At 40.6% G+C, this 13,182-nt stretch carries 13 protein-coding genes; 11 read left to right on the forward strand and 2 right to left on the reverse strand.

Annotated elements, in window-relative coordinates; genetic code table 11:
• Positions 1-47 precede the first annotated feature (47 nt).
• A complete protein-coding gene (gene bolA / locus PR809_RS13460; RefSeq protein ID WP_102139040.1) occupies positions 48-386 on the reverse strand; it encodes a transcriptional regulator BolA in 339 nt (112 codons plus the stop codon).
• A 247-nt stretch (positions 387-633) separates the two neighbouring features.
• Between bolA and PR809_RS13465 the strand changes: the two genes are divergently transcribed.
• The 9 genes from PR809_RS13465 (at position 634) to PR809_RS13505 (ending at position 10,786) form a co-directional block, all read left to right on the forward strand.
• Positions 634-1,215 (forward strand): YajG family lipoprotein, encoded by a 582-nt coding sequence (locus PR809_RS13465; RefSeq protein ID WP_195698221.1) that lies wholly within the window; start codon positions 634-636, stop codon positions 1,213-1,215.
• A 129-nt stretch (positions 1,216-1,344) separates the two neighbouring features.
• Positions 1,345-2,847: a muropeptide MFS transporter AmpG gene (gene ampG, locus PR809_RS13470; protein WP_102139039.1), complete on the forward strand. Its 1,503-nt coding sequence runs from the start codon at positions 1,345-1,347 to the stop codon at positions 2,845-2,847.
• Positions 2,848-3,119: 272 nt separating this feature from the next.
• Positions 3,120-3,890 carry a nucleoside-specific channel-forming Tsx family protein gene (locus PR809_RS13475; protein ID WP_102139038.1) on the forward strand — a complete coding sequence of 257 codons (771 nt, stop codon included), beginning with the start codon at positions 3,120-3,122 and terminating at the stop codon, positions 3,888-3,890.
• A gap of 427 nt (positions 3,891-4,317) precedes the next feature.
• Positions 4,318-5,289, forward strand: a complete 972-nt coding sequence (cyoA, locus tag PR809_RS13480) for a cytochrome o ubiquinol oxidase subunit II (RefSeq protein WP_042851662.1) — start codon at positions 4,318-4,320, stop codon at positions 5,287-5,289.
• 4 nt (positions 5,290-5,293) lie between these two features.
• A complete protein-coding gene (gene cyoB / locus PR809_RS13485) occupies positions 5,294-7,285 on the forward strand; it encodes a cytochrome o ubiquinol oxidase subunit I (protein ID WP_036958554.1) in 1,992 nt (663 codons plus the stop codon).
• Positions 7,275-7,889, forward strand: a complete 615-nt coding sequence (locus tag PR809_RS13490; RefSeq protein ID WP_004905456.1) for a cytochrome o ubiquinol oxidase subunit III — start codon at positions 7,275-7,277, stop codon at positions 7,887-7,889. Before cyoB ends, PR809_RS13490 begins: the two co-directional genes overlap by 11 nt.
• Positions 7,890-8,222 carry a cytochrome o ubiquinol oxidase subunit IV gene (locus PR809_RS13495; RefSeq protein WP_102139037.1) on the forward strand — a complete coding sequence of 111 codons (333 nt, stop codon included), beginning with the start codon at positions 7,890-7,892 and terminating at the stop codon, positions 8,220-8,222.
• A gap of 12 nt (positions 8,223-8,234) precedes the next feature.
• On the forward strand, positions 8,235-9,122 hold the full coding sequence (gene cyoE, locus PR809_RS13500; RefSeq protein ID WP_004905461.1) for a heme o synthase: 888 nt from the start codon (positions 8,235-8,237) through the stop codon (positions 9,120-9,122).
• A gap of 302 nt (positions 9,123-9,424) precedes the next feature.
• Complete coding sequence (locus tag PR809_RS13505; RefSeq protein WP_206276466.1) at positions 9,425-10,786, forward strand: MFS transporter; 1,362 nt, start codon at positions 9,425-9,427, stop codon at positions 10,784-10,786.
• 37 nt (positions 10,787-10,823) lie between these two features.
• Here the strand turns inward: PR809_RS13505 and PR809_RS13510 are convergent, their stop codons facing one another.
• Entirely contained in the window at positions 10,824-11,315 is a 492-nt protein-coding gene (locus tag PR809_RS13510; RefSeq protein ID WP_004914551.1) for a YajQ family cyclic di-GMP-binding protein, read from the reverse strand.
• A 187-nt stretch (positions 11,316-11,502) separates the two neighbouring features.
• Between PR809_RS13510 and panE the strand changes: the two genes are divergently transcribed.
• Both panE and yajL read left to right on the forward strand, forming a co-directional pair.
• Positions 11,503-12,414, forward strand: a complete 912-nt coding sequence (panE, locus tag PR809_RS13515; protein WP_206276467.1) for a 2-dehydropantoate 2-reductase — start codon at positions 11,503-11,505, stop codon at positions 12,412-12,414.
• Entirely contained in the window at positions 12,377-12,970 is a 594-nt protein-coding gene (gene yajL, locus PR809_RS13520) for a protein deglycase YajL (RefSeq protein ID WP_195698219.1), read from the forward strand. The genes panE and yajL overlap by 38 nt, the downstream gene beginning before the upstream one ends.
• Positions 12,971-13,182 lie beyond the last annotated feature (212 nt).

Here is a 13,182-nt window from a genome sequence, read left to right on the forward strand (position 1 = left end):
GGCTAATTATGTAAAGAATAGTCTCAGGCATTACCTGAAACGAAGAATTATCGATTAACACCACCTACACCACGACAAGCTGGTGATTTTAATGCTGTATCAGCAAGCTCATTCCACTCTTGTTGTGTATATGTATGCAAAGCAAGGGCATGGATCCCTCCTGATAATTCGTCCGCTAAAATAGCATAAATTTCACGATGACGGGCAAGCATTCGTTTATTTTCAAATTTATCACTCACTAAAATAACTTTGAAATGGCTTTCAGACCCAGGTAACACATTGTGTTGATGGCTTTCATTAATCACCTCCAAATGTGTAGGTTCAAAAGCAGCTTGTAATTTTTGGATCACAAGAGATTGCATACTTTGAGCTGCATTAGCGCCCATAAAATGCTCCTTAATTAAAAATTATGCTCAGAGGCAATTATCTTTTATTGTACGCGTTGATTATTGCTATCTTCTATATCCGATAATAACTTGCCAATGTTATGATAGCGGCACGTTGATGCGAATTTTTTCAAAAATTGTTGTCTAACAGTTTAGGATAAATAAGCCGCTAAGCTTTATATTGAACGACGGCTACCCGCACCATAACGAAACATTTTCAATTAGGAAAGATGAACTGGAAAAAATTATGTTAAGAAAACTGTGTTTTCCACTTTTAGGGTTATTTCTTCTTGCGGGCTGTGCAACCAGCAGCAATACACTATCACTTGAGCCTAAGATAGCTTTACCTGCAAAAAACCCGACATTGAATGCGACTTCAATCAGTGTTAGCAGTGTAGATAATCGTGCGAACAAATCTTTAGCAGAGGTCAATCGTAATGGTAGTCTAGTCGTACTAAACCCTTCTCGCGATCCTCGCTATCTAATGCAAGAAGCTGTCGAAAAACAGATGGCTGCACGTGGGTTTATGGTGACATCACCGGCAAACGTGAATCTAGTTGTTCAATTGAATAAGCTCGATACCAAAGTAAGTGAAGGCAGTCTACGCCATAATATTACCGTCAACTCTAGTGTGAGCATTATTGCAACGGCTCCAAATGGTTCAACAAAAACACGCTCATTTACCCGCAATTTTAATACACAAGAGTTATTAGCTGCCAATAATGACAAGATAGCAACGGCTATCAATAGCGCACTCACTGATTTAATTGCAGATATGGCAACAGACCAAGAAATCACCGATTTTATCAGACAAAATTCACGCTATTAACTGAGCAATCATTATCATTAAGTATTAAGCTACCTAAGCTCCCATTGATTGAGCTTGGGTAGCATAGCGCAGCCAATACCTCTGCAGCGCAATGTATTGCAGCAATATCACACTGGCTTAGAGGGAATAATGCCTCGTTTTACTCTACCAAATAACATCACTTTAATCCTTTTAGGCTTTGTTTCTGGTCTACCTTTAGCTTTGACTGCAGGTACATTACAAGCTTGGCTAACTGTTGAAAATGTCGATATTAAAACCATTGGTTTCTTTTCATTAGTCGGACAGGCTTATGTGCTGAAATTTCTTTGGTCCCCAATGATGGATCGCTACACCCCGCCCTTTCTTGGCCGCCGAAGAGGATGGCTATTAACCACGCAAATTCTGTTGATTATCAGTATTGCCGCGATGGGCTTTGTGAACCCCTCAGAACATTTGTGGTATCTGGCTGCGCTAGCCGTTACTGTTGCATTTTGTTCAGCCTCACAAGATATTGTTTTTGATGCTTATAAAACCGATTTACTGAGTGCTGAAGAACGAGGAATTGGTGCGGCAACCTCCGTTATGGGGTACCGGATCAGCATGCTAGTTTCAGGTGGCCTTGCACTTTGGTTAGCAGACAAGTTTTTAACCTGGAAACAACTGTACTTAGTCATGGCTGGGCTGATGGTTATCGGTGTTATCGCGACATTACTCGCCAAAGAACCTGAAGAAAGCGGTGCTGCGCCAACCTCATTAAAAAAAGCAATTTACGAGCCACTCGCTGAATTCTTTAGCAGGAACAATGCATGGCTAATCTTACTCCTGTTAGTTTTTTACAAACTCGGTGACGCCTTTGTCATGGCGCTCAATACCAACTTTCTGTTAAACGCGCTTGGTTTTAGTTTAAGTGAAGTGGGTACCGTCAATAAAACTGTCGGTATGGCGGCAACCATAGTTGGGGCATTACTTGGTGGTTACCTAATGAAAAACATGAGCTTATTTAAAGCTCTATTTATTTTTGGACTTCTACAAGGCGGCTCTAATATCGGATATTGGTTCTTAGCGATAACCCCCCCTAATATCTTAACCATGGGGTCGATTATATTTCTAGAAAATATCTTCTCTGGCATGGGAACTGCTGCTTTTGTCGCCCTCTTAATGACATTATGTAATAAGTCGTTATCTGCAACGCAATTTGCCCTTCTTTCTGCTCTTTCTGCTGTTGGGCGTGTTTACATTGGCCCAGTCGCAAGTATTTTTGTCAGTAACTATGGCTGGCCACTTTTCTACCTAATTTCAATCGCGGTTGCAGTTCCTGGCGTTTTACTTTTATTAGCTTGCCGAACATCCTTAATTTACACTCAAACAACAGGGCTATTCCAACGACGTCAACTATATGCTAGAGGCTACCGTATTGCCGTATATGCACTTATTACTGCCGTAAGCTGCCTTGCTATTTGGTTACTTTCATTACTTGTATTTTCATTTAGTGATATGAAAGTTTATCTATTTACGACACAAATTGAATTTTGGCTAAGTTTACCCCACTACCAAAACCTTATTTTTAATACTGGTATTAGCATTGGTGCTATCAGCTTAGTTATTGGTGGTAGTTTAGATTTCCTCGCCGTTCGCAAAACAGTACAGCAATAACCCTCTCAATACTCTTTCTTATTCATTTCATAATTCCCTAAGCAAAGTTTATTTGTTTAGGGGATTTGATCTTTTCTATAAACCAGACCTAAATAGCAAAACGAATTAATACCATCAAAATATCGTGACTTAGATCACTTTGCCTATGTAAAATATTTCTTAATTGCAACTTATAAGCCTAATATATCACATGTTACAAATCAGTTAATTAAAGTGTTAATAACTAGCAAACTGCTAAACCTCATCAATTATTAAGCGAAGATAATCTATCTATGAAAAAAATCATTTACATGGCTACCTTAATTTCTCTAGCGGGTACGGCATACTCTGACGATATTATTGGCTATAAAAATGGCTTTGCTGATGTCAATGTAAACTATTTAGATTGGTCACATCGTACTGAAACCAAAACAGAAAATACGACACGTAAGAAAGATTTTGCCTACATTGAGCTTGAAGGCGGTGCCAATTTTAATTGGGGTGAGTTATATGGCTTTTTTGATCTCGAAAACCCATTCCATAGCCAACACACCGATTCAGGACGAAATAAACGCTATACCATTAAAACAACAGGCCGCTTTTATTTAGGTGATACTGGTTTCAATCTATATGGCCACGTTTATGGCACTTGGTCATTACCGGGAGCCAAGTATGGTGGTAATTTCCACGATGTGAATACTTTATATGGTATTGGTTATAACACTGCATTCGGTGATTTATGGTTTAAACCTTTTATTGCTCTAAATTACACCGACCAGACATTCTATTCAGGTAATAATGGATATGTAGCAGGTTGGGTAGCTGGTTATAATTTCAGCGCATTCGAAGAAAATTTCATGATAACAAACTGGCATGAAATGGAGTTTGCCAGGAACAAACGCTATAACGGCGGCAAGAGTAATGGCATAAATGGCGCTCTCGCTTTTTGGTGGAATGCGACAAACCATGTTTCTGCAGGGGTACAATACCGCTATGCTGACAATAAATTAGGAGATACCTTCTATCAAGATGCAATCATTTACACATTAAAGTATACCTTTTAGCGCACTATAGAATATTGTATCAGGAGTTAACTATTTTCTTATTTTTTTCAGTAAAATAAGAATTTTTCTTTATGATTTAGCCGATAAAGCAACCAATATAGCTTTATCGGCAATAAAAACTGTAATTTCCCTTAGCAAATTGCTAATCATTTATATCAGTTTCACTCTTTTTTCATTTCTTTTGTATATATTTTTCTTTGAAAAATTACTAAGATAATTTACTATTAATTGAGTTTTATCAATGCATACTTATAAATCGCATCAATTTTAACGTTTTCTTTATAAGTTCTTTACATGTGATCATATTAACATAAAGAGCTAACAATTCCGTTTCTTTGCCTTACAATCATTTACACTCGCATAACCTTACCGTAAAATGCCCGCACTGATGAAACGACAATTAGATTCTTGTCATTTGGGGTCGTGGATGAGACTTATGAACTACAAAAAAAGCATCGGAGCAATCTCACTCGTTGTAGCTACCTTACTATTAGGTGGTTGCGATATGGTGTTGATGGATCCAAAAGGCGCCGTTGGCGTTAAACAAAAAGAGCTAATTCTTATTGCAATTGGCTTAATGCTACTTGTTGTTATTCCTGTTATTTTCATGACGATTATCTTCGCAAGAAAATACCGTGAATCCAACACGTCAGCAACCTACCGTCCTAATTGGGCTCACTCAAATAAAATTGAGTTAGTCTGCTGGACTGTTCCTATCATCATTATCATTATTCTGGGTGCTATCACTTGGAAGACGACACATGAGCTGGACCCGTATCAGCCATTAGTGAGTGATCAGGAACCCGTCACGATTGAAGTTATTTCTGCTGACTGGAAATGGATATTTATTTATCCAGAGCAAGGCATTGCAACAGTTAATGAAATCGCATTCCCTACCGGTGTGCCAGTTAACTTCAAAATCACGTCAGACTCGGTGATGAATTCATTCTTCATTCCATCTTTAGGTGGCCAAATCTACGCGATGGCGGGTATGCAAACAAAACTTCACTTAATCGCTAACGAACCAGGCACTTATAAGGGCTTCTCTGCAAGCTACAGTGGCCACGGCTTCTCTGATATGAAGTTCAATGCTATTGCAACTCCTGACCGTCAAGGTTTTGATGAGTGGGTACAAAAGGTAAAAGCTTCTCCTAAAACAATGGACACCATGCAGGCATTTGACGAAGTCGCTAAGCCAAGCATGAACGTTCCTGTTACCTACTTCTCTAGCGTGAAGCCTAAACTTTATGAAGATATCGTTCTGAAGTTTGGTCATGAGCACCATAAAGGTCACGCTCCTGTAGAAAATCAAAGTCATTCAATGACTGACCATAACGATGCTACAGGTAATTCAATGCAAATGAGCCATAGCGCTCATGCAGCTGGCGCTGAGGAATAAGGGCATGTTCGGAAAATTAACACTAGATGCAATTCCGCTCCATGAGCCGATTATCGTAGTCACCCTGATTGCTATTGTCCTAGGTGGACTTGGCTTAGTTGGTGTGATTTCTTACTTTGGTAAATGGAAGTGGTTGTGGAAAGAATGGTTAACCTCTGTTGACCATAAAAAAATTGGTGTCATGTACATCATTGTAGCGATGGTCATGTTATTCCGTGGCTTCGCTGATGCTATCATGATGCGTGGGCAGCAAGTTCTTGCATCTGCTGGCCAAGAGGGTTTCTTAAATCCTCATCACTATGACCAAATCTTTACTGCGCACGGCGTTATCATGATTTTCTTCATGGCAACTCCATTCGTTGTTGGTCTGATGAACCTCGTTGTACCTCTGCAAATTGGTGCACGTGATGTTGCGTTCCCATTCCTTAACTCATTGAGCTTCTGGTTCTTTGTTGTGGGTGTTGTGTTAATCAACATCTCTCTAGGGGTAGGTGAATTCGCACAGACCGGTTGGTTGGCTTATCCGCCATTATCCGGCTTGGAGTACAACCCTGGGGTCGGGGTCGATTACTGGCTCTGGAGTCTGCAGATATCCGGTATCGGTACTCTATTAACAGGGGTTAACTTCATCGCGACTATTATCCGTATGCGTACACCGGGTATGTCGATGATGAAAATGCCTGTATTCAGCTGGGCTGCGTTATGTACTAACGTATTGATTGTTGCTGCTTTCCCTATCTTAACCGTCACATTAACACTTCTGACGTTAGACCGTTATTTAGGCACCCATTTCTTTACTAATGATATGGGCGGCAACATGATGATGTACATCAACCTGATTTGGGCTTGGGGTCACCCTGAGGTGTATATCCTTGTTCTCCCAGTATTCGGTGTGTTCTCTGAAGTTGCAGCAACCTTCTCGAAAAAACGTTTATTCGGTTATACCTCATTAGTTTGGGCGACAATCGTTATTACCGTTATGTCCTTCATCGTTTGGTTGCACCACTTCTTTACGATGGGTTCAGGCGCGAACGTTAACGCCTTCTTTGGTATCGCCACAATGATTATCGCAATCCCTACAGGGGTTAAGATCTTCAACTGGTTGTTTACCATGTACCAAGGCCGTATCGAGTTTAAATCACCTATGCTGTGGACTATCGGTTTCATCATCACCTTCTCTGTTGGTGGTATGACTGGTGTTCTGCTTGCTGTTCCAGGTGCAAACTTCGTTCTGCATAACAGTCTATTCCTGATTGCTCACTTCCATAACGTTATCATTGGTGGTGTTGTATTCGGGTGCTTCGCGGGTATGACTTACTGGTTCCCGAAAGCATATGGCTTCACGCTAAATGAGAAATGGGGTGTTCGTGCCTTCTGGTTCTGGATCATCGGTTTCTTCTTAGCCTTTATGCCACTGTATATTCTTGGCTTTATGGGTATGACCCGTCGTTTAAGTCAGAATATTGACCCGACTTACCACACAATGTTAGTTGTTGCTGCAGGCGGTGCTGCGTTAATCGCCATCGGTATTGCATGCCAAGTTATCCAAATCATTGTGAGTATCCGTGACCGTCATGAAAACCGTGATTTAACCGGTGACCCATGGGGTGGACGTACACTTGAGTGGGCGACATCTTCTCCACCACCTTTCTATAACTTTGCGATTGAACCACACGTTCAAACCCGCGATGCATGGTGGGATCTGAAAGAGAAAGGCCTTGCTCATAAGAAACCGACTTCATATGAAGAAATTCATATGCCGAAAAACACAGGCGCAGGCGTTATTATCGCTGCATTTAGCTTAGTTTTAGGTTTCGCAATGATCTGGCACATCTGGTGGCTCGCAATCATTGGTTTCGGTGGAATGATCGTAACTTGGATTGCAAAAAGCTTCGACGAAGATGTTGATTACTACGTACCTGTGGCTGAAATCGAAGAAATCGAGAATAAGCACTTTGAAGAATTGCGTAAGGCAGGTGTGAACGATGTCAACTAATACAATGACTAACCAAAATATCGCCCATGCTGAGCATGGGCACCACGATGCAGGTGGAACAAAAGTATTCGGTTTCTGGCTCTATATTATGAGCGACTTGATTCTGTTTGCTTGTTTGTTTGCTACCTATGTTGTTTTGGCCGATGGAACTGCCGGCGGTCCTGCTGGTAAAGATATCTTCAGTCTGAAGTTCGTATTAGGCGAAACCTTCTTACTGTTAGTGAGTAGTATCACCTACGGCTTCGCAATGATAGCGATGCACAAAGGTAAGATAGCTGCTGTTAACTTATGGCTGTTTGCAACGTTCCTGTTAGGCCTTGGCTTCGTCATCATGGAAATCTATGAGTTCCATGAATTGATTGCAGAAGGCTTTGGTCCTGACCGTAGCGGTTTCTTATCTGGCTTCTTCGCACTCGTTGCGACTCACGGTCTACACGTAACTGCGGGCCTGATCTGGATTATTATCATGATGATCCAAGTCACTCGCCGTGGCCTGACTGATGTCAACAAAACACGTTTAAACTGCCTAAGTTTGTTCTGGCACTTCTTAGACGTTGTGTGGATTTGTGTATTTACCGTTGTTTATCTTCTGGGGGCTATTTAAATGAGTCATGCAAAAGATGCTCACACTGGAGCAAGCCACGGTAGCGTTAAAACATACCTGATTGGCTTTATCCTATCAGTTATCCTGACAGTGATCCCTTTCTGGATGGTGATGGAAGGTACAGCGTCAACTTCAGCAATCCTTTGGACTGTTGTGGGCATGGCGGTTGTGCAAATTCTGGTTCATTTGGTTTGTTTCTTACATATGAATACATCATCAGATGAGCGTTGGAATTTAGTTGCCTTCCTGTTCACCATGCTTATTGTTGGCATTGTGGTCGTAGGCTCACTGTGGATTATGTACAACCTGAACATCAATATGATGCTCGACTAAAGAGTTGCCGATATGTTTAAGCAATACCTGCAAGTGACCAAACCAGGAATTATATTCGGAAACTTGATTTCTGTGATCGGTGGTTTTTTATTGGCTTCAAAAGGGTCAATTGATTACCCACTGTTCGTTGCGACTTTGCTAGGTGTATCACTGGTCGTGGCTTCTGGTTGTGTTTTTAACAACTACATCGACCGTGATATCGACCGTATCATGGAAAGAACGAAGAATCGCCCTTTAGTTAAAGGGCTGATTGATCCGAAAGTTAGCCTGATTTACGCTGCTGCATTAGGTATTGCTGGTATGGTGCTGCTACTTGTAGCAGCCAATGCGCTGGCAATGCTGCTTGCAGTTATCGGTTTCATTGTTTATGTAGGTATTTATAGCCTATATATGAAACGTAAATCCGTTTATGGCACGCTGATTGGCAGCCTTTCAGGCGCAGCACCACCGGTTATCGGTTACTGCGCTGTTACAAATGAATTCGATATGGGTGCACTTATCCTATTGTTGATATTCAGTTTGTGGCAGATGCCTCATTCTTATGCCATTGCTATCTTCCGTTTTAAGGATTATAAAGCCGCAAACATTCCAGTGTTACCGGTTATTAAAGGAATTTCAGTCGCGAAGACACATATCTTCCTGTATATCCTAGCGTTTATGGTTGCAACATTGATGTTAGCTATCAGTGGATACGCGGGCTATAAGTACCTCATCGTAGGTGCAGCAGTCAGCTTATGGTGGCTAGGTATGGCAATTTCGGGTTTCAAAACCGAAAATGACGACCGAGTCTGGGCTAGAAAATTGTTCATTTTCTCAATCGTAGCGATTACTTCATTGAGTGTAATGATGTCAGTTGATCCTATCGTTTCAAGCGATACTGTTATAGCTCTCGTCAGATAACTTATCTGTTCACTGATGATGACAATGTCTAAACGGCGGGTCTTCCCCGCCGTTTTTATTTGTCTCTAACTGCTTTTACAACTCACTTTTACTTATTCTGCCTATCCTTATGAATCTATTTTATGGTTAAATAGCCCCTTGCTATTTATAAGCTAGATATTGAATGCACTATTAAAAATGCTAATAGATTGATAGTACAAACATGTCACCACGACGTAACTCAAATTTGTTGTGCTACCCGTATGCGACCTAAGTAGCCGAGAGAGCTAACACCACGACAGCACGAAATATGAAGAATAAAAATGAATGATAACAAAATGACATCCGCAGAGCTTAAATCCACTTGGGGATTAGGTTCTGTTTTCTCCTTGCGAATGCTTGGAATGTTTATGGTATTACCTATTTTGACCAGCTATGGAATGCATTTACAAGGAGCTAGCGAGTTCTTAGTGGGTGTCGCTATTGGTATCTATGGTCTTAGCCAAGCTATTTTCCAAATTCCTTTTGGTTTGATGTCAGACAAAATTGGTAGAAAGCCTTTAATTATTATTGGGTTATTCATTTTCATTATCGGAAGTATCGTCGCGGCATTAAGCGATTCAATTTGGGGAATTATTATTGGGCGTGCTTTACAAGGTGCCGGCGCCATTTCAGCTGCCGTCATGGCACTACTTTCTGATCTAACTCGAGAGCAAAATCGGACTAAAGCCATGGCATTTCTAGGTATTAGTTTCGGTTTAACTTTTGCTATAGCGCTAGTACTGGGTCCAATTCTCACCAACTTGATTGGTTTAAGTGGTCTATTTTGGGGAATAGCACTGCTTGCAGTAGGTGCTATTGCAGTGACTGTTTTTGTTGTTCCTAATACTAATACTCATGTCTTAAATCGTGAGTCTGCATTTGTGCAAAGTAATTTAAAAGCCGTTTTAATGCACCCACAGTTACTCAAATTAAATATAGGGATCCTCAGCTTACATACCCTACTGATGTCCAGTTTTGTTGCTCTACCTCTTATCATGACCGATTCGGGATTTTTAGCGAAAGACCATTGGAAAGCCTATTTGGTTACGATGTTAATCGCCTTTGTAACAGTACTTCCCTTTATTATTTATGCGGAAAAATACCGCAAGATGAAACAGGTTTTCTTATTTTGCATTATCGTTTTAGCATTAGCTGAAATTACCTTATGGCTTTCTGGTAGTCACTTATGGGTGATTTTCCTCGGTACTCAACTCTTTTTTATTGCTTTCAATATTATGGAAGCCATTTTACCGTCACTAATCAGTAAAGAGGCACCTGCGGGCTATAAAGGAACGGCCATGGGAGTTTACTCCACCAGCCAGTTTTTAGGTGTTGCCATTGGTGGTATTGTCGGTGGGTGGTTGTACAGTTTTGAAGGGGCTGGTACCGTTTTTATTGGCGGTTTAATTTTAACCATTATCTGGTTTGTCGTTAGCTTGACTATGCAACAGCCTCCTTATGTCAGCAGTATTCGTATTGAATTATCCAACCATATTGGAGATACAAGAGCTCTTGAGAAAAAATTACAAGCTCAAGAAGGGGTGATGGAAGCGCTTGTCGTTGATGAGGAATTTAGCGCTTATGTTAAAGTTGATAGAAAAATCATCAATCGAGATCAACTCGAAGCATTAATAAATCAGTAAAAATTAGCCCGCCATTGCGGGCTTACTTGATAAACAACTAATCGCGGAAGTTGTTAAATTGGAAAGGTTGGCCTAAATTCCCACCGCGCACCAGCGCCATAACCGATTGTAAGTCATCACGGGCTTTACCAGTCACACGCACTTGGTCGCCTTGAACTTGTGCTTGAACTTTCAGTTTACTGTCTTTGATTAATTTAACGATTTTTTTAGCAATCGCAGCATCAATACCTTGCTTGAACGTAACTTCAACACTATAGGTTTTTCCACTATGAACGATATCTTCAGGCACATTCAATACCGCACCATCAATACCGCGCTTTGCCATTTTTTCTCTTAAAATATCAACTAACTGAAGCACTTGGAAATCAGATTCGCTAGTAATTTTAACTGATTCATTTTTGTCATTTAGCTCAAAACTGGCTTCGACATTTTTAAAATCCCAACGGCTAGTTAACTCACGCTGTGCATTTTCCACCGCATTACGTACTTCATTCATTTCCACTTCAGATACAATGTCAAATGATGGCATAGCCAGAACCTCACTGATAATTTTTAGATTGTGCGCATGATAACGTTTTTACTCACATCACTTCAAGTTATCAGGGCCTATGATGTTTCGTTAACTACAACTTAGTATAGTAAAAGGTTATACTGGCAAGAGATCACTTCCGCCTTACCTTATAAGACGTTAAACTCCCATTTTCAAAGGGGAAACAATGAAAATAACTCTGATTGGTTGTGGTGCGATAGGTAAACTGTGGCTTGCTTCACTTGCAATGCAAGGGCATGACGTACAAGGTTGGCTACGTGTTGCACAGTCTGATTTATTCGTCGATGTTAATGAACCCGATGGACGTACTTTTCGAGAACTCGTTCCTTGTAATAATATTAATCACTTGCAAAGTAGCGAGTTAATCATTGTCTGTTTAAAAGCATGGCAAGTTTCTGATACTTTATTGCCTCTGATTAAAACTATCCCAGAAAATACCCCCATTTTATTACTGCATAATGGCATGGGTACGGTTGAGGAACTTACTCCGTTGCGTCATCCTATTTTAGCTGGCGTGACAACACATGCGGCGTGGCAAGAAAATAACCAAGTCTTTCATGTTGCCAATGGTATCACACATATTGGCGCGATTAATTCCCAAGCACAGGCTTATTACCCTATTGCGGATATTTTGCATGAAGCTCTACCTGATGTGGCTTGGCATAATCAAATTCTAACTACCTGTTGGCGTAAATTGATCGTCAACTGTGTCATTAACCCCCTCACCGTCGAGTATAATTGTAAGAATGGTGAATTAATTCAACATTCCACCCAAATATCTCGGATCATTGATGAAATATGCCATGTTATGGCAGCTGAAGGGTTACATACAGATAAAACTGAACTAACAGAATATATCTATAGCATTATCAATAATACTGCAGATAACTATTCATCGATGTTACAAGATATCCGCAATAATCGCCGCACTGAAATTGACTACATAACCGGTTTTTTAATTAAACAAGCACGAGCTCATGGGATTAGTACACCTGAAAACGATCGCCTATACCATTTAGTCAAAAATAGAGAACAACAATATGACGACTTCCGTTCTAATCTGCATCGCTCATGGTAGTGAAGAAATCGAATTTACCATTACCGCTGATTTATTAGTTAGAGCAGGCATTAATGTGACCTTAGCGAGTGTGACTGAAGATGGCTCTTTAACCATTACCGCTTCACGAGGTCTAAAAATTATTGCCGATACCCCGTTGATTCAAGTCGCTGATGAGCCTTTTGATGCTATTGTGCTACCCGGTGGTATGACTGGCGCAGAAACATTCCGCGATAGCCCACTGGTTGTTGAAAAAGTTCGCCGTATGCATCTAGATGGTAAAATTGTAGCCGCTATTTGTGCTGCACCAGCGCTTGTACTTGAATACCACCAATTGTTTCCGCTAGGTAATATGACTTGTTTTCCATCAATGAAAGATAAAATCCCAGCCTATAAATGGGTCGATCGCCGAGTTTACTTTGATGAACGTGTCAATCTATTAACTAGCCAAGGACCCGCCACTTCTTTTGACTTTGCATTAAAGTTAATTGAATTATTGGTAGGCCGGAAGACTGCAGCCCAAGTTGCCGCTCAACTCGTTTTACCTAATGGTATTAATGATTATTTAGAAGATTAGACATAAAACTCATTATAAGAAATGAATTAGAAAACAAGTTAACCAATTGAATAATAAAAATTAAGTAGCAAAAAAATCTGTGTTTAGAGTACTTTTTTGCTACTATTGCGGCGGGTGCTTGGATCATTTTGGTTCAAGCCTTGCGAGAGCCAAAAAGACGAAAGCCCCGAATTAGATGTTAATCTTAATCCGAGGCAGTCTCAAACACTCAA

The sequence above is a fragment of the Providencia sp. PROV201 genome (assembly GCF_028479545.1).
In the GTDB taxonomy this organism is placed as follows: Bacteria; Pseudomonadota; Gammaproteobacteria; order Enterobacterales; family Enterobacteriaceae; genus Providencia; species Providencia huaxiensis.